Raw genomic sequence first — 17,058 nt, 5'->3', positions numbered from 1 at the left:
GCCCCGCCCCCTCACCACGCAGAACATGAGGCCGACCGTTCCCAGGGCGGGCGGCGGCCGCGAACGGCGTGCATTGGTGGAAAAGGCGCATGAATCGATCGAAGTCGGTTCGCACAGCTTTGCGGCCGCCTCTAGGCTGTTCGACAAGGCCACGCGCGAGCGCGCCTGGCTGCTCTATGCCTGGTGCCGCCGCTGCGACGATATCGCCGACAACCAGGACAAGGGCGGCCCGCTGGGCGACCAGGGCACGCCTAAGGAAGCCGAAGACCGGATCCAGGCGATCCGCGTGCTCACCCGCCGCGCGCTCGAGGAACAGCCAACCGCCGACTTCGCCTTTGATGCCTTCGGCCTGGTGGCCGACGAATGCGGCCTGACCTACGAGATGGCGAACGACGTCATCGGTGGTTTCGCGCTCGACGCGACCGGGTTCAGTCCGAAGAACGAGCGCGACATGCTGCGCTATTGCTACCACGTCGCGGGCGCGGTCGGGATCATGATGGCGCACATCATGGGCGTGCATCCCGATGACGGCGAAACGCTCGACCGGGCGAACGATCTCGGCCTCGCATTCCAGATTGCCAATGTCTCGCGCGATATCGTGGAAGATGCCGCTGCCAATCGTGTCTACCTGCCCGCCGAATGGCTGGCAGAGGTCGGTCTTGCCCCCGGCGAGCATGCCAAGCCGGAAAACCGCTTCATCCTAGCAAGCCTGATGCCGCGCATGATCGCGCTGATGGAAAAGCACGAGGCCGCAGCAAGGCTGGGTGCGAAACGCCTGCGCTTCCGCCATCGCTGGGCCGTGCTCTCGGCCGCCAATATCTACGGCGCGATCGGGCGCAAGGTATTGACCCGTGGCCAGCTGGCCTGGGACAGCCGAACCCGGGTGAGCGGTCCGGAAAAGGCATGGCACATGACCACCGCTCTCTTCCAGGCGATCTGGAACCGGCCTGCGGGCCCGCAGGAACCGATCATCTGGTCGCGCCACGATTTCCGGCCAGTAGCCGGTTGGTAGCTTGATGCGGCACGCCGCTACGGCTAGCGCGCATTCGTATGATTTCGAAACTCCTCATCGCCAATCGCGGCGAAATCGCCTGCCGTATCATCCGCACCGCCCGCGAGATGGGTATCGCCACCGTGGCGGTCTATTCCGATGCCGATGCCAAGGCGCTGCATGTGCGTTCAGCCGACGAGGCAGTGCATATCGGCCCCTCGCCCGCCGCCGAGAGCTATCTCGTGGGCGAGAAGATTATCGCCGCGGCCAGGCAGACCGGCGCAGAGGCGATCCATCCCGGCTACGGCTTCCTGTCCGAGAACGCAGGCTTTGCGCAGTCGGTGATTGATGCGGGACTGATCTGGGTCGGCCCCAAGCCCTCGAGCATCGATGCGATGGGCCTCAAGGACGCCGCGAAGAGGCTGATGCGCGACGCTGGTGTGCCGGTCACTCCGGGCTACGAGGGCGAAGACCAGTCGGCCAGCCGCCTCAAGCAGGAAGCCGACGCCATCGGCTATCCCGTGCTGATCAAGGCTGTCGCGGGCGGCGGCGGCAAGGGGATGCGCAAGGTCGACAATGCGGAAGACTTCGAAGCGAGCCTCGAAAGCTGCCGGCGCGAAGCCAAGGCCAGCTTCTCCAATGACGAGGTGCTGCTCGAAAAGTGGATCACCTCGCCTCGCCATATCGAAGTGCAGGTGTTCGGCGACAGCCACGGCAATGTCGTCCACCTGTTCGAACGCGACTGTTCGCTCCAGCGCCGCCATCAGAAGGTGATCGAGGAAGCTCCTGCGCCGGGCATGGACGAGGCCACCCGCGAGGAAATCTGCGCCGCCGCCGTGCGCGCCGCCAAGGCGGTCGATTACGAAGGTGCAGGCACCATCGAGTTCATCGCCGACGCCAGCGAAGGCCTGCGCGCCGACCGCATCTTCTTCATGGAAATGAATACGCGGCTTCAGGTCGAACACCCGGTGACCGAGGAGATCACCGGTGTCGATCTCGTCGAGTGGCAGCTGCGCGTGGCAAGCGGTGAGCCGATCCCGCTTAAGCAGGACGATCTCTTCATCGACGGCCATTCGATCGAGGCGCGCCTCTATGCAGAAGACCCCGCAGGTGGCTTCCTGCCCTCGACCGGCAGGCTCGACCATTTCGACCTCGGTGTCGAGGGCCGGATCGAGACCGGCGTCGAGGAAGGCGACATGATATCGCCCTTCTACGACCCGATGGTCGCAAAGCTCGTCGTTTGGGGAGAGACCCGTGCCGAGGCCATCGACCAGCTCGCCGAGATCGCCGAAAACGTCGAAATCTGGCCGGTGAAAACCAACGCGGCCTTCATCGCGAATTGTCTGCGCGACGAGGATTTCGAGGACGCCAATCTCGACACCGGCTTCATCGAAGCGAAGATCGACACGCTGGTGTCGGCAGACGAGGCCGATAACGATATCTGGCAGACCGCTGCAGATTTCATCGCTCTTGCCGAGACCGAAGAGCACGAGGACCTCCCGATCGGCCTGCGCCTCAACGCGCCGGGCGTTCTCAACGCAACGCTCACCCACAAGGGCGAGACACGCACGGTCAGAGCAGCTCGCTCGCATGTCGACAGCCTCGCCACCGGTTTCGTCGATCCCGAGCGTGCAGTGGTCTTCGCGGACGGGCAGAGTTTCGTCTTCGAACGCCAGTCCCGCGGCTCGGGCGCCGCTGCGGCGGGCGACGGCGCCATTCTCGCCCCCATGCCGGGCAAGGTCATCGCGGTCGATGTGGCAGAGGGCGATGCGGTCACCGCAGGCCAGCGCCTCATGGTACTCGAGGCGATGAAGATGGAGCACGCGCTCACCGCACCCTTCGACGGGACCGTGACCGAGCTATCGGCCAGCGAAGGCGGGCAGGTGCAGGTCGAGGCGGTGCTGGCGGTTGTCGAGCCCAAAGAAGAATAGGGCTTCCCTTTCCGCCGGTTGCTTGCAAGCGTGCCTTTTCGAGGAGTGAGGGCACGAATGAGCTGGGAAAACGAACTCGAGGAATTGCGCCGCCGCGAGGCAATGGCCGAAAAGATGGGCGGGCCGGACAAGCTCGCGCGCCAGCACGGACGCGGCAAGATGGATGCCCGCGCGCGACTCGCGGCGCTGGTCGACGACGGCTCGTTCCGCGAGATCGGCAAGATCGCCGGCAAGGGCCATTATGACGAGGACGGCAATCTCACCGGTGTCCTTCCCGCCCCCTTCCTCTTCGGCAAGGCGCTGATCAATGGCCGCCCCGTGGTGGCCACGGCGGACGATTTCACCATTCGCGGCGGCGCGGCCGATGCGGGGATTTCCCGCAAGATGGTGCAGGCCGAGAAGATGGCGCACGAGCTCAAGCTCCCGCTCATCCGCATGATCGACGGCACAGGTGGCGGCGGCTCGGTGAAGACACTCGAACAGATCGGCGCGACATACATTCCCGCCGTGCCCGGCTGGTCCGACGTGGTGAAGAATCTTGACACGGTGCCGGTCGTGGCGCTCGCGCTTGGACCCACCGCTGGTCTCGGCGCAGCGCGCACCGTTGCCAGCCATTATTCGATCATGGTGAAGGGCCTTAGCCAGATCTTCGCTGCCGGTCCCGCTGTGGTCGATGGGCTGGGCGAAAGTTACAAGGGTTCGACTGACCACAGCCAAGCCAAGGAAGACCTCGGCGGCAGCGGCATCCACACGCGCAACGGCGTGGTCGATGACGAGGTCGGCAGCGAGGCAGAAGCCTTCGCCCGGGCGCGCCACTTCCTGTCTTTCATGCCCGAACATGTCGGCCAGCTTGCCCGCCGTTCGAATTGCACCGACCCGGTCCATCGCCGCGAGGAAGAACTGCTCAGCCTGGTCCCGCGCGAGGACAAGCAGGTCTATTCGATGCGCCGATGCATGGAGATGGTGTTCGACCAGGGCACGGTGTTCGAGATCGGCCGCATGTGGGGCCGCGCCTGCATCACCGCCCTCGCCCGGCTGGACGGATGGCCGGTCATGGTGCTTGCCAGCGACCCGTCCTATCTCGGCGGGAGCTGGGAGGCGAAGACATCGGAAAAGGTCGAACGCTTCGTAAAGCTCGCCGACCAGTTCCGCCTGCCCATCGTGCACCTCGTCGACAACCCCGGCTTCATGATCGGACGCGAGGCGGAGATGGCGGGCACGATCCGCTACGGCGTGCAGGCGATGAATGCGATCTACAAGGCCAGCGTCCCGCTCGCCTCCATCGTGCTACGCCGCGCTTATGGCATTGCCGGCAGCGCGATGAGCAATGCCGAGACTTTCCAGTACCGCTATTGCTGGCCCTCGGGCGACTGGGGTTCGCTCCCCATCGCGGGCGGTCTGGAAGTGGCTTACAAGTCCGAGCTTGAAGCCGCAGAGAACCCCGCTGCAGAACTCGCTGCCATTCGCGAACGGCTGGACAAGGTCACCTCGCCCTTCCGAAGTGCCGAACGCTTCAATGTCGAGGACATCATCGACCCGCGCGACACGCGGCCGCTGCTGTGCGAATTCGCCGGGCTTGCATGGAGGCGGCTGGAGAGCGAGGCCTAGTTGTCGTCCATCTTCTCGCCGAACAGCTCGCCGCGTTCGGAGAAGAGCACGAAGACGAGGCTCAGCACCGCCGTGCACAGAAGCGCCAGCGCCAAGGGGCGCGCCGTACCGTCATACATATAGCCGATAAAAGCGCCCAGCGCCGCGCCGCTGGTCATGCGCAGGAAGCCCTGCGCGCTGGAGGCTGCACCCGCGATATGCCGGAAGGGCTGGAGCGCGATGCTGCCGAAGTTCGCACCGATAAAGCCGAGCAGGCTCATGTTTGCCGCCATAAGCGGGACGAAGGTCCACAGCGTTTCGTTCGGGTCGTTGGCGAACCACAGCTGCAGGGCGGCCACGAAGATGAAAGCGAAAAGCGCCGCATGGCTCACCTTGCGGGCACCGAAGCGCTCCACGATGCGGCTGTTCGACCAGTTCGCGATTGCCATGCAGCCGGCACAGATCGCGAAGATCAGCGGAAACTTGTCGCCTGCGCCGAAAGCCTCGCCGATGAGCTGCTGCGAGGAATTGATGAAGCCGAACAGCCCGCCGAATACCAGCGCACTGCCGAGCGTATAGCCGATGGTCTCGCGCAGGGTCACAGCGCTCTTCATGTTGCGCGTGATGGTCGGCAGGTGGATCTCCTGCACGTCTTCCTCGTGCAGCGTTTCGGGCAGGCGGAAATAGACCCAGGCAGTCATCGCGCAGCCGAGCACGGCCATCGCCGCGAAAATCCAGCGCCAGTCGTTGAATGCCACCAAAACCGCCTGGCCGATGCTGGGCGCGACGGCTGGAACGAGCAGGAAGATCACGAAAATGAGGCTCATCATGCGCGCCATCTTGTCGCCTCCGACACGGTCGCGAATGATCGCTGGCGGAAGGGCAATGATGCCCGCTGCGAAAAATCCCTGCGCTGCCCGCAAGGCGACCAGCATATCGTAGGTCGTCGCCAGCGCGCAGGCGATCGAAAGGCCGATGTAGAATGCCAGCGCGGTAAACAGCACGGGCCGCCGACCATAGCGGTCGGCAAAGGCGCCGGGCACCAGCGTCCCGAAGCCTGCGGCCAACAGGTATGCGCCGACCACGAACTGGCGGTCATTACCAGCCGCGCCGAGATCGGTCGCGAGTGCGTCGAGGGCAGGCAGGATGGCATCGATGCCGAAAGCGTTGCACGCCATCAGCAGCGCCATCATCCAGATCAGCTCGCGCTCGCCGATCGCCGCGCGCCGGGCGCGGTCGGGAAGCGGGCGTTCGCCACCGGCAAGTTGATCGTTTCGCATCTGCACAAAATGGCGGGTGAACCACAAGGTTCCGATTTGCAACCCGCATCGCTATCTAGCGCAGCATGAGCGAGACAGACGACAGCGATGAAGGCGAGGCCGATGGCCTGCGCAAGATCATCCATGTCGACATGGACGCCTTTTTCGCCAGCGTGGAGCAGCGCGACAATCCGGACCTGCGCGGAAAACCGGTCGCCGTAGGCGGCTCGAGCGGGCGCGGGGTGGTCGCGGCGGCAAGCTATGAAGCGCGCAAGTTCGGCGTGCGCAGCGCGATGCCCAGCGTCACGGCCAAGCGCAAATGCCCCGATCTCATTTTCGTGAAGAGCCGCTTCGATGCCTATCGCGAAGTCAGCCAGCAAATCCGCGCGATCTTCCGGCACCACACCGACCTCGTCGAACCGCTCAGCTTGGACGAGGCCTATCTCGATGTGACCGAAGACAAGCTCGGCATCGGCAGCGCGACCCGCATTGCGGAGCTGATCCGGCAAGAAATCAAGGCGAAGACCAAGCTGACGGCGAGCGCCGGGGTAAGCTACAACAAGTTTCTCGCCAAGCTGGCAAGCGACCAGAACAAGCCGGACGGGATGTGCGTGATCCGTCCGGGCCAAGGTGCGGATTTCGTCCAGTCGCTGCCGGTCAGGCGCTTCCACGGCGTCGGCCCGAAAGCCGAGGAGAAGATGGGCAGGCTGGGAATTGCCACCGGCGCTGACCTTGCCGCCAAGGACATCGAGTGGTTGCGGGCGCATTTCGGCAGCTTCGCCGACTATCTCTATCGCGCTGCACGCGGGATCGACTTGAGGCCAGTCCGGTCGAGCCGTATCCGCAAGTCGGTTGGCGGAGAGCGCACCTTCAGCCGGGACCTGTCGTCGGGCAGCGAACTGCGCGAGACACTCGAAGACATCATCGAAATCGTCTGGGGCTACATCGAGCGTGCCGAAGCCAAGGGCCGCACGGTGACGCTGAAGATGAAATATACCGACTTCCAGATTTTCAGCCGGGCGAAGACGCTCGACCAGCCGATCGCGAGCAAGGACGAATTTGCCGAGGTCTCGCGGGTGCTGCTTGAAGAGGTTCTGCCCCTGCCCATGCCAATCAGGCTCATGGGCCTCACATTATCGAAGCTGGAACGCGATGGAGAGGAGCCCCCCAAGCGGCCCGATGCGCAATTGAGCCTGCTCTAGCTCTTGCGCGCCTGCCACATCTTTAGCCGCAGCCGCGTTGTCGGGGCGAGCGGTTCGGGAAGAGAGTGGGTCGGGAACATCCGGGCTTCGAGGATCTCGCGCCCGTCGGCCTTGGGCATGTCTTCGATCACACCTTCGAACAGATGCGCCTTGTGGGTGGCACCGGACAGCTCTTCTTCGACCAGGCCGACCAGCTTGAGCCCCATGATCTCGCAGCCGGTTTCTTCCATCAGCTCGCGCCTGGCCGCGTCTTCCGGGCTCTCTCCGGACTTGATGCCGCCCCCCGGGAAGTACCAGCCTTCCGGCCCGTAGCTGTGCCTCACCACGAGGATCTGCCCCTCGATGTCGCGGCCGATCACGCTCACGCCATCACGCGCCGTACCTGTCGTACGGCGCATCCGCTGCTGCAGCTTGTATCCGATCTTGAGGGCGAGCCGGTGAAGCGGCGCAGGTATCAGGTGAAGCATGTGACAGGCTGTTTAGCGCCTGCCAGCAGCCGGGCAACCGGCAAATCGCTTTTACCCGCAAGGGCTTGGTCGAACACGGTCCGCTTGTCCGAACCGCGGATCACGAAGAGGATCTGGTCGCTCGCGAGGAGCGAGGGCAGCGTCAGGCTGATCCGGTCGAAGGGCGCTTCGGGCGGGAGCGGATCGGGCGTGAGACGCAGGATGCTGCGCGGTTCGTCCAGCTTGGGATCAGTATTGGGGAAGAGCGAGGCGATGTGCCCGTCGGCCCCCATGCCGAGCCATGCGAGGTCGAAATGCGGGACCTGCTCCATAATCGTGAGGGTCACGACTTCGGCGCCTGCCGGTTCGAACAGCTTGCGCAGCTTGCCGGTGTTCGATGCCTCGTGATCCTCGGGCACGATGCGGTCGTCGCCCGGCCACACCACCAGCCGCGACCAGTCGAGATCGCGTGTCAGGAGCTGCTCGATGATGGGGAAGGGCGTCGAGCCACCCGGCACGGTGATGGTCACCGGGCCTTCGGTTGCGGCGAATGCTTCGCCAAGCCGCTGCGCGAGCCAGTCGGCGATGTCGCCGTCGGTCGCATTCTCGATGATCGTTGCGTCTGCCATGGCACCACCAGATACACGAAACCCGCCGGGGTTTAAGAGGCCCGGCGGGTCTGAATTGCTATTCGCTTGAATTACTTGGCTGTCTGGTTGAGGAACCAGATGCGTTCCTCGCACTGGTCGATCCAGTCGTCGACGATGCCGCTGGTGGCGTTGTCGCCCACGGATTCGGCTTCTTCCTTCACCGATCCCAGACGGTCGTGGAGCTTCTTGTTGTCGTCGCGCAGTTCGGCAACCATCGCATCGGCGGTGATGGTGACATCGTCCTGGTCCTCGATCTTGGTCTCGCTATGGATCGTTCCGATCGAGGTCAGCGTATATTCGTCATTCTTGCGAACGCGTTCACCGATCGCATCGACTGTGCCGATCAGCTGTGCAGCCTGCTCGTCGAACAGCAGGTGAAGGTCGCGGAAGCGCGGGCCTGCGACATGCCAGTGAAAGTTCTTGGTCTTGAAATAGAGCGCCATCGTGTCCGCCAGCGCGCCGTTCAGCGCCGTAACGAGACCAGATTTCGCATTGTTGCCGAGTTCGGCCATTGTCAATTTCCCTTCTTGAATTCGTTCACCCTACCAACGGCAGGGAGGCGAGAGAGTTTCGCGAAGGGTTTCGAGCGCTGTAATCGCGTTAGTCGATCAAGGTCCGGACCTTGTTCGCCTAATGCGATTAATTATCAATCGCGTCAGCCGTACCAAGGGCCGGTGATCGCGAAGGTCCGCGTCGGCGAATAGGCGTTGACGAAGAACCACTTTCCATCGGGCGAGAAGCACCCGCCCGCCAGTTCCGTCTGCATCGTCAGGCGACCGAAGACATGTGGTTCGCCCTTGGGCGTGATCAGGATCAGGCGGTTGTCGACGACATCGGTATACTGGTCCTCGCACACGATCAGGTGTCCGTTCGGCGCGACCACCAGATTGTCGCCGTAATTGAACTGCTCCTTGCTCCCGCTCTCGAAGAACAGTTCGACCTCGTCGGCCTTGCGGTTGCGTCCCGGGACGAGCTTGAAGATCTGGCCGAGCTTCATTGCCCCGCCGCTGGTCGAGCAGATGTAAAGTTCGTCCAGTCCCATGTGGATACCTTCGCCGCGCGCGATGATCGCCGCGCCCTGCGCCGCGGCGCGCGTGCGCAGATCGTCCTTCGGTGCCTCGACGTCGTCGAGCGGAAACCACTCGACGGTGTAGCGCTTGCCAACCGGCATCGCCTCTTCCGACCAGTTCCGCGTATCCGCGAGGTCGACGATGCGCATGGCCTGCAACTGCCCGCCCTGCGCAAGATCGCCGGGCACTTTGGGCGCGAAACGGTAGAGGACGGAGTCGGGCCGGTCTTCGGTGAGGTACACCAGCCCGGTCTCCGGATCGACACAGGCCGCTTCGTGATTGAAGCGCCCCATCGCCTTGAGCGGCTCTGGATTGATCTGCTTGCCGGCATCGGCAGGAACTTCGAAAATCCAGCCATGATGCTTTGTCAGCTTGTCTGGCGCGATCTGGTCATCGGTGGTAACAAATTCCTCGCAGGTCAGCCAGCTGCCCCATGGCGTCACGCCGCCCGCGCAATTGCGCATGGTCCCTGCGAGCGAACGGTATTCGCGCTTCTTGCGCAGCGTTTTCGCATCGAGCACGATCGTGGTGGTGCCGCCGGGCAGCACGGCCTGGCCGGCGACCTTGTCGAAGCCAGTTTCGAGAAATTCAGAGCCGCCGTCACCGGGCATCAGCTCGTGGTTGCGCACAAGGGCAATTTCCCTGCGCGACAGCGGGATGCAGCCCATGCCGTCGGCAGCGTCGGGCACAGGCTCGCCGTCGTCCATTTCAAGGCCGAAAGCCGAAATCAGGCGATAGGAGAAGCCCTCCGGCAAATTGAGCATGCCGTTGGGATCGGGCACGAGCTCGCCATAACCGGTGAATGGCAGCGGCGTCGAACCTACACGCGTCTGGCAACCCGACAGCGACAGCGCGGCAAATGCGCTTGCCGTTGCGGATAGGAACTGGCGGCGGTGCAGGTCGGCGGTCATCACTTAACTCCTTGGCGTGTCAGCCTGCCTCATGCGATAGCAATGTGGAAGCAAAATGACACCTTGGGAGAGACTTGATGAAACTGACCGAAGGCATGGCAGCGGTGGTAACCGGGGGGGCGAGCGGCCTCGGCAAGGCGAGCGCAAAGGCACTGGCCGATCTCGGCCTAAAGGTGACGATCTTCGATATCGACGAGGAAGGCGGCCGCGCCCATGCCGAAGCAATCGGCGGGATATTCGCCAAGGTGGACATTACCGATGAGCAATCGGTCGTCGAAGGGTTCGACCGTGCCCGCGATGCCCATGGCCAGGAGCGCGTCACCGTCCATTGCGCAATGACCAGCCGGCGCGGCAAGACTTTGGGCTGGGACAAGGAAAAGGGCGGCTACAAGCGCTTGTCGACCGAAGACTATGCCTATGGCGCGCAAGGCATCCTCGTTTCGTCCTATCGCGTCGCCAGCCATTCCGCACTCGGCATGGCGAACAGCGAACCGCTGAACAACGATGGTGAACGCGGATGCATCACCCTGACGGCGAGCGTCGCCGCGCAGGACGGCCAGATCGGGCAGGTCATTTACGGCAGCTGCAAGGCAGGCGTGAACGGCCTCGTGCTGCCGATGGCGCGCGACCTCATGGACCTCGGCATCCGGGTGAATTCGGTGATGCCCGGCATCTTCGCGACGCCGCTGATGCTGGGAATGAAGGACCGCAATCCGCAGATGTGGGACCAGCTCAATGCCAGCGTGCCCTTCCCCAAACGCCTCGGCGAACCGGAGGAATTTGCCTCGCTGATCTGCGAGATCGCGCGCAATTCCTATATCAATGCGCACCAGTTCCGGCTGGACGGCGCGATCCGGATGCCGCCCAGGTAACCCGGCAAACTCCTGACCGGCTGTTCAGATACACCAGTCGATCTGTTCGCCCTTGGGCGCATTCCCGTCATAGCGCTCGCGCCCGTGGATCATGCGATCGGCCAGCTGGCGTACCGCGCGGCTTCCGGTGGTCTTGCACAAGAAGGGAAAAATGCCGTGCACGAGGCAGGCGAAGCCGGCTGCGATCAGGCTGACGCCGAAACTGCCCGCAGTCACGAGATGCTGAAAATAGCTCTCGCCCACCGAATGCGGGTGATCGGTAAAGATGCTCATCGCTGATTCCCTCTTCGCAGATGCGGCTTTCGGGTAGCGCAAAGCCCAGCGGCGTTCAATTCGCGGGCAGGCCGGCAAGCGCTGGAGCGGTGAAGGGAAGCCAATAGGCAAAGTAAGCAATTGAACTGATTTTATTTTCCATAGCCGGAGAAATAAAAGGCCCCCATTCTGGCCCCCACTTGCCCGCGCTTCTGTGGAAAAACCCGGGATTGAGAGGGACAATTGCGTCACAATTAGCCTGCTAGCTATCGGTTGTCACCGGTAAGATTGGCAACTCGAATGTGAGTAGAGTGCAGCTTTAAGAGATAACTGGCACAAGAATTCAATGGATCGCAAACCACTCGCTCGTCGATCAAAATTTATCGTCTAATTGCAATACTTTAAGAGAATCTGAGTTGTCTGCGGCTCAGCGCAAACCCGCTCTACTCGTAGACGGGTTGATTCCGCCCAAAACGTTATTCTGGAGAAATATCAATGATTTAGTTCCCGAATTCGCGGGGTACGGTGTGCTCGTCAGATTTCCATTTGCGCGGTTTACCCACCATTTGCTGAAACCTCGGTTCAGTCATTCCGGAAAACATCTGACGTGAAAGAGCCGCGCGGCGATTGAGCGCTCAAGGTGGCAGCTTTGCGCCCCAATTGTCGCCGTTCACAGGTTGTGCGCTATTGCCCGAAAGCGGTCGCGCGCCAATCAGACTAGAACCAGGCACGCAGCCCAACAACGGCTTTTAGCCCATCGGGGTCTTCTCCGTTCGCGCGGGCAATATTGGCGGTCTCGCCGACCTTGGCCTCGTATTCGATCCCGACATAGGGCGCGAATTCCGGCACGATTTCGTAGCGCAGGCGCAGCCCCGGCTCGACCTTGCTGACACCTGCGCCGATTCCTCGCTCTGGAATGTCTTGGGCGGAGAATTCGGCCTCGATGCGGGGCTGGAGGATCAGGCGTTGGGTGATCTTCTGATCGTATTCGGCCTCGACCCGCGCGGTCAGGTCGCCCCGGTCGGACAGGAACAGCGCGCCGTCCACATGGAACATATACGGCGCGAGCCCTTGGACCCCGACGACGAGATGCGTGCGGCTATCGGGTTCGGGATCGAACCGCACCCCGGCCTGTAAATCGAAGAACGGCCCGATAGCGCGGCTGTAGAGTGCTTGGAACTCGGCGTCTTCGAGCCCACCGCCAAATTCCCCTTCGCCTTCGGTCTTGAGGACGAAGCGGTTGATATCCCCGCCATACCAACCTTGTGCGTCCCACAGGTAGCCATCTTCGCCACCATCGGTTGCAATGCGCGTTTCGAGGCGCTCCACAAGGATCATGCCGGTGGTCATGCCGCCGTTCTCGCGGGCGAGCTGCTGGCGCGACGGCTCCATCGCACCACTCCCCCAGATGGCATCTGCAGCATGGCGAGGCCCGTCGAACGCTCGCGCAGGGATGGCCTCTTCGGGTGCTGCACCGGGCACGGACTTGTCGGTCATCCCTCCGTGCGAGCCATGATCCATGCCCGCCATGCCGCCGGCCGTGGGCTTGTCTTCCTCTTGGCGATCCTTCGGGGGGCATTGCTCCGGCGGAAGATGGCCCATCGCACAATGGTCCATTTCCGGTTCACGCGCGGGTTGCGGCTCGTCCTTTGGCGGACATTTCTCGGGCGGCATATGGCCCATGGCGCAATGATCCATCTCCGGCCGCGCGCCAGGCTTTTCGCCATGTGCCGAATGATCCTGCGCGGCGAGCGGAGCGGCGGCGAGCATCGACCCGGCCAGTAGTGCGGCGCGGATCATGCGCCGTCTCCTTCGGGGAACGGCCGCACCGTCACTACCTGCATCATGCCCGCATGCATGTGGTAGAGCAGGTGACAGTGGAAGGCCCAGTCGCCAGGCTCGTTCGCGGTGAGATCGAAGGTCGCGGTGCCGCCCGGCTGCACAATCACCGTATGCTTTAGCGGCTGGTGCATATGGTCCGCGCCATTGACCAGCTCGAAGAAATGACCATGCAGATGGATCGGGTGAGCCATCATGGTCTGGTTGACCAGTTTGACGCGCACCCGCTCGTCATAACCGAAGCGGATCGGATCGTCGGTGACGGCAGTGAACTTCTTGCCGTCGAAGCTCCACATATACCGTTCCATGTTGCCGGTGAGGTGGATTTCCATCTCGCGCTCGACCATCCGGTGCGGGTTCATCCGCTTGGCCTTGAGGTCGGTGTAGCGCAGCACGCGGTGACCGACCTTGTCGAGGCCGAGACCCGGGAAATCCATCCGGTCCATCGGCATCGGCGCGATCATGTCCACGCCGGGGCCGATCTCGACATCATCCGGCACGAGCGACTTGTCCCGCATCGAGTGGTCCATGCCACCCATGCCTTCCATCCCGCCCATGCCGGAATGGTCCATCATGCCCATATCGGCCATAGTCAGCGTCGGGATCTCGCGGAGCGGCGGCGGGGTGGCGCGGTGGCCCTTGTGGCTCGTGAGGCTGGCAACACCCATGCCGCTCCGATCCATCGCCTCGGCGACGATGGCGTAGCTGCCATCGGGCGGCGTGACGATCACATCGTAAGTCTCCGCGACGCCGATCTGGAACTCGTCCACCTGCACCTCGTCCACGTCCTGCCCGTCGGCCTGGATCACCGTCATCGGCACGCCGGGGATGCGCACGTTGAAGAAGGTCATCGCCGACCCGTTGATGACGCGAAGGCGGACTCGCTCGCCCGCGGCAAACGCGAGTTGCAGGTCGTCCTGCGGACCGTGACCATTGATGAGGAAGGTATAGGTGCTGCCCGTCACATCGGAGATGTCGCGCGGGTTCATCCGCATCTTGCCCCACATGCGGCGCATCTCGCCCGACATATCGCCCTCGGTCGCGGTCTGCATCTGGCGCTGGAAATAGTGCTCACCGACCTTCAGCTTCCGCATAATCTCGTGCGGATGCATCGGGGTGAACTCCGACAGCAGCACCACGTAATCGCGGTCGTAGCGCGGGTCCGGCTCCGCGCTTTCGACGATGATCGGGCCGTAATGCCCCGCCTGCTCCTGCAAGCCGGAGTGTGAGTGCCACCAGTAAGTTCCGCTCTGGCGGATCGGGAATTCGTAGGTGAACCGCTCGCCGGGGCGGATGCCGGGGAAACTGACGCCGGGCACCCCGTCAAACTGGAACGGCACCAGCAGGCCATGCCAGTGGATCGAGCTGTCCTCGTCGAGATCGTTGGTTACGTGCAGGCGCGCGGTCTGCCCTTCGCGCAGGCGGACCAGCGGGCCCGGCACGGTGCCGTTTACCGCGACGGCGTGGCCCGAGCGACCGCCGGTCGTGAAGTGATGGTTGCCGATGGCAAGCTCGATGTCCTTGCCCGACACCTCGCCGAAACCGTTCTTCGCATGGGTAAGCGATTGTCCTTTCGCCCAAGCCGGCATGGGAAGCGCGCTGGCGGCGGCGAGCGCGGCGGTGCTGCGGATCAGATTTCGGCGGGAGAATGAGACCATGGGGCAAGCTTCCGATTGAACTTCTGTGGGAGGCTGTATATACCCCCGCAGGGTATTTCAATCGGACTTTGAACCATGGCAGACGCGAAGACCGCGAAGATCAATAGGCTCAACCGGATCGAGGGGCAGGTGCGCGGTGTGGCGCAGATGATCGAGGACGATCGCTACTGTATCGACATCCTCCACCAGATTCAGGCGATCCGCTCGGCACTCGGCAAGGTCGAGACGCAGGTGCTGAAGGACCACGCCGCCTGTTGCGTGGCTGAAGCCATCGCCAGCGGTGACGAGGCCGAACAGCGCGAGAAGTTCGAGGAGCTTGTGACGCTGTTCGAGAAGGCGAAGCGGTAGAAGCCGCGAAGCCGCATCGCCGGTCCCGACGCCAACCCCAGATCAACACCCTTATTCCATTGAGGAGACTGCGATGATTTCCCTGCTCCGTTCGGCCATTGCTCGCCGCACCTTGGCCGGCTCGCTCATTTTGGGCACAGCGCTGACGGCCTGCGCTGCACAAGCGGCCATCTTCACCATGTATCGCGACGCGAATTGCGGTTGCTGCCTCGCATGGGCGGAGCATGTCGAAGGCAGCGACGGGCACGATGTGAATGCGGTTGATCATCCCGACATGGCGTCGGTGAAGGCCAAGAACGGCGTGCCGGGCGAACTGCAATCGTGCCACACCGCGATTGTCGAGGGCTACGTGATCGAAGGTCACGTGCCTGTCGCCGATATCGAGCGCCTGCTCGCCGAACGTCCGGCAGGCGTGAAGGGCCTCGCGGTCGCTGGGATGCCGATGGGCTCGCCGGGAATGGAGCACGGCAACCACCGCCAGGCGTTCCAGGTCATCGCCTTCGGCCCCCAGGGTCGCAGCGTCTGGGCTAGCTACCCCGCGAGCCATCGATGAGCACGACGAAAGCCACCGTCTATCGCATGGTCATGCCCGACCATCTGTGTCCCTACGGTCTGAAGACCGTGGACCTGCTGAAACGCGAAGGGTTCGAGGTCGAGGATCATCACCTGACCACGCGCGAGGAAACCGACGCCTTCAAGGAGGAGCACGGCGTCGAGACCACGCCGCAGACCTTTATCGATGGCAAGCGGATCGGCGGCTACGACGACCTTCGCGGACACTTCGGTAAGTCGCGCAGCCAGCCCAAAGAGGGCGAGACGAGCTACCAGCCGGTCATCGCGATCTTCGGCGTTGCCTTCCTGCTCGGCCTCGCGATCAGCTGGTATGTCTTCGATACCGTCTTCACGGTTCAGGCGATCGAGTGGTTCGTCAGCCTGTCGATGGCCTTGCTGGCCATCCAGAAGTTGCAGGACGTGCGCAGCTTCTCGACGATGTTCCTAAACTACGACCTGCTCGCACGACGCTGGGTCCCCTACGGCTTCGTCTATCCGTTTGGCGAGGGGCTCGCCGGGGTCCTGATGGTCGCGCACACCCTGCCTATTATCTCGGTGCCGGTATCGCTGTTCATCGGCACGGTCGGCGCGGTCAGCGTGTTCAAGGCCGTCTACATCGACAAGCGCGAACTGAAATGCGCCTGCGTGGGCGGCAACAGCAACGTGCCGCTGGGCTTCGTCTCGCTGACCGAGAACCTGTTCATGATCGGCATGGGCCTGTGGATGGGTGCCAAGGCGCTCGGTTGGATCGCGATCTGATCAGCGCGAGGAGTCGAGCTCCTCGCGCAACTCGGGCGTCACTTCGCGACCGGTCGCGGCCTCGGCTTCGGATTGCAGCTTCGGGGTAAGAACGGCAGTGCGTGCCGGCAGGGGCGTTCCGTCGCCCATTTCTCCGTTGGCCTCGATGTCTTCCAGAAGCATCTCCATCTGCGCGATCTCTTTCACTTGAGCCTCGATGATCGCGTCGGCCAGCTCGCGCACCCGCGGATCGCTGATGTTCGCGCGACGGCTGGTAAGCACCGCGATCGAATGGTGCGGGATCATGGCCTTCATGTAGGCTTGGTCGTCCACCGTCGCCTGGCTGCGAGCGAGAAACAGGAACAGCACAAAGCCGATCACCGCGCCGACCATCACCAGCACCTTCGTCAGGAACGTGCGATACATTCCCCACATGAAGCCGAGCATGATGACGATCATGGCCATGCCCATCATCAGCGCCATCCACATGCGGGTCTGGCTGAACCAGATGTGCCCGGCCTCGTAGACGTTGGAATATTTGAGCACGAACATCGTGACGATCGACGTCGCGATCATCGCCGCGAACGTGGGCCATTTGCTCTGGTGAGTTTGATCGGTTGAGATCGAGTTTTCGTTTGCCATTTGCGCCTCCTCTATCGGAACCTACACCCCCCGGGGGTATGTGGTTCCGAGAAAGGCCGCCGCGCTGCGTCTGGTTCGTGCGCGCAATGTCCGGTCTTAAAGAATCTCCC

17 protein-coding genes are annotated in these 17,058 nt (G+C 63.0%); 8 read left to right on the top strand and 9 right to left on the bottom strand.

Features of this window, described 5'->3' with window-relative positions; genetic code table 11:
- The first annotated feature begins 25 nt into the window (after nucleotides 1–25).
- Genes K3136_RS11085 through K3136_RS11075 form a run of 3 tightly spaced genes read left to right on the top strand, consistent with a single transcriptional unit; the run spans nucleotide 26 to nucleotide 4,530 of the window.
- Nucleotides 26–1,012 carry a phytoene/squalene synthase family protein gene (locus tag K3136_RS11085; protein WP_247711336.1) on the top strand — a complete coding sequence of 329 codons (987 nt, stop codon included), beginning with the start codon at nucleotides 26–28 and terminating at the stop codon, nucleotides 1,010–1,012.
- 38 nt (nucleotides 1,013–1,050) lie between these two features.
- Nucleotides 1,051–2,922 carry an acetyl/propionyl/methylcrotonyl-CoA carboxylase subunit alpha gene (locus K3136_RS11080; protein ID WP_221430374.1) on the top strand — a complete coding sequence of 624 codons (1,872 nt, stop codon included), beginning with the start codon at nucleotides 1,051–1,053 and terminating at the stop codon, nucleotides 2,920–2,922.
- Nucleotides 2,923–2,979: 57 nt separating this feature from the next.
- The gene (locus tag K3136_RS11075) at nucleotides 2,980–4,530 is read left to right on the top strand and encodes an acyl-CoA carboxylase subunit beta (protein WP_221430373.1); all 1,551 of its coding nucleotides are present in this window, start codon (nucleotides 2,980–2,982) and stop codon (nucleotides 4,528–4,530) included.
- Here K3136_RS11075 and K3136_RS11070 read toward each other — a convergent pair.
- Nucleotides 4,527–5,789, bottom strand: a complete 1,263-nt coding sequence (locus K3136_RS11070) for a multidrug effflux MFS transporter (RefSeq protein WP_221432298.1) — start codon at nucleotides 5,787–5,789, stop codon at nucleotides 4,527–4,529. The genes K3136_RS11075 and K3136_RS11070 overlap by 4 nt on opposite strands.
- A gap of 65 nt (nucleotides 5,790–5,854) precedes the next feature.
- On the opposite strand from K3136_RS11070, the gene dinB reads away from it, so the two are divergent.
- Nucleotides 5,855–6,970: a DNA polymerase IV gene (gene dinB / locus K3136_RS11065; protein WP_221430372.1), complete on the top strand. Its 1,116-nt coding sequence runs from the start codon at nucleotides 5,855–5,857 to the stop codon at nucleotides 6,968–6,970.
- On the opposite strand, the gene K3136_RS11060 is transcribed toward dinB, so the two are convergent.
- The 4 genes from K3136_RS11060 to K3136_RS11045 form a co-directional block, all read right to left on the bottom strand.
- The gene (locus K3136_RS11060) at nucleotides 6,967–7,437 is read right to left on the bottom strand and encodes an NUDIX domain-containing protein (RefSeq protein ID WP_221430371.1); all 471 of its coding nucleotides are present in this window, start codon (nucleotides 7,435–7,437) and stop codon (nucleotides 6,967–6,969) included. The two genes, dinB and K3136_RS11060, sit on opposite strands and share 4 nt — an antisense overlap.
- Complete coding sequence (locus K3136_RS11055) at nucleotides 7,425–8,045, bottom strand: 6-phosphogluconolactonase (RefSeq protein ID WP_221430370.1); 621 nt, start codon at nucleotides 8,043–8,045, stop codon at nucleotides 7,425–7,427. The genes K3136_RS11060 and K3136_RS11055 overlap by 13 nt, the downstream gene beginning before the upstream one ends.
- 71 nt (nucleotides 8,046–8,116) lie before the next feature.
- Nucleotides 8,117–8,578 (bottom strand): Dps family protein, encoded by a 462-nt coding sequence (locus K3136_RS11050; RefSeq protein ID WP_221430369.1) that lies wholly within the window; start codon nucleotides 8,576–8,578, stop codon nucleotides 8,117–8,119.
- A 143-nt stretch (nucleotides 8,579–8,721) separates the two neighbouring features.
- A complete protein-coding gene (locus tag K3136_RS11045; RefSeq protein ID WP_221430368.1) occupies nucleotides 8,722–10,047 on the bottom strand; it encodes an alkaline phosphatase PhoX in 1,326 nt (441 codons plus the stop codon).
- A gap of 77 nt (nucleotides 10,048–10,124) precedes the next feature.
- Between K3136_RS11045 and K3136_RS11040 the strand changes: the two genes are divergently transcribed.
- Complete coding sequence (locus tag K3136_RS11040) at nucleotides 10,125–10,919, top strand: SDR family oxidoreductase (RefSeq protein ID WP_221430367.1); 795 nt, start codon at nucleotides 10,125–10,127, stop codon at nucleotides 10,917–10,919.
- A gap of 24 nt (nucleotides 10,920–10,943) precedes the next feature.
- On the opposite strand, the gene K3136_RS11035 is transcribed toward K3136_RS11040, so the two are convergent.
- From K3136_RS11035 to K3136_RS11025, 3 genes are all read right to left on the bottom strand, one after another.
- A complete protein-coding gene (locus K3136_RS11035; RefSeq protein WP_221430366.1) occupies nucleotides 10,944–11,192 on the bottom strand; it encodes a DUF6356 family protein in 249 nt (82 codons plus the stop codon).
- A 696-nt stretch (nucleotides 11,193–11,888) separates the two neighbouring features.
- A complete protein-coding gene (locus K3136_RS11030) occupies nucleotides 11,889–12,971 on the bottom strand; it encodes a copper resistance protein B (RefSeq protein WP_221430365.1) in 1,083 nt (360 codons plus the stop codon).
- Nucleotides 12,968–14,668, bottom strand: coding sequence for a copper resistance system multicopper oxidase (locus tag K3136_RS11025; RefSeq protein ID WP_221430364.1), 1,701 nt, complete (start codon nucleotides 14,666–14,668; stop codon nucleotides 12,968–12,970). Before K3136_RS11025 ends, K3136_RS11030 begins: the two co-directional genes overlap by 4 nt.
- 75 nt (nucleotides 14,669–14,743) lie before the next feature.
- Here K3136_RS11025 and K3136_RS11020 point away from each other — a divergent pair, with 75 nt between their 5' ends.
- The 3 genes from K3136_RS11020 to K3136_RS11010 all read left to right on the top strand — a co-directional run bounded on the left by K3136_RS11020 (nucleotide 14,744) and on the right by K3136_RS11010 (nucleotide 16,327).
- Nucleotides 14,744–15,016 carry a metal-sensitive transcriptional regulator gene (locus K3136_RS11020; RefSeq protein ID WP_221430363.1) on the top strand — a complete coding sequence of 91 codons (273 nt, stop codon included), beginning with the start codon at nucleotides 14,744–14,746 and terminating at the stop codon, nucleotides 15,014–15,016.
- Between the two features lie 73 nt (nucleotides 15,017–15,089).
- On the top strand, nucleotides 15,090–15,569 hold the full coding sequence (locus K3136_RS11015) for a DUF411 domain-containing protein (RefSeq protein ID WP_221430362.1): 480 nt from the start codon (nucleotides 15,090–15,092) through the stop codon (nucleotides 15,567–15,569).
- Nucleotides 15,566–16,327 (top strand): glutaredoxin family protein, encoded by a 762-nt coding sequence (locus K3136_RS11010; RefSeq protein WP_221430361.1) that lies wholly within the window; start codon nucleotides 15,566–15,568, stop codon nucleotides 16,325–16,327. Before K3136_RS11015 ends, K3136_RS11010 begins: the two co-directional genes overlap by 4 nt.
- On the opposite strand, the gene K3136_RS11005 is transcribed toward K3136_RS11010, so the two are convergent.
- Nucleotides 16,328–16,948 (bottom strand): DUF305 domain-containing protein, encoded by a 621-nt coding sequence (locus K3136_RS11005; RefSeq protein WP_221430360.1) that lies wholly within the window; start codon nucleotides 16,946–16,948, stop codon nucleotides 16,328–16,330. It lies immediately after the preceding gene.
- Between the last annotated feature and the right edge of the window lie 110 nt (nucleotides 16,949–17,058).

This window comes from Qipengyuania gelatinilytica (assembly GCF_019711315.1).
GTDB classification, from domain to species: domain Bacteria; phylum Pseudomonadota; class Alphaproteobacteria; order Sphingomonadales; family Sphingomonadaceae; genus Qipengyuania; species Qipengyuania gelatinilytica.
This window is presented reverse-complemented; position numbering and strand designations above follow the sequence as displayed.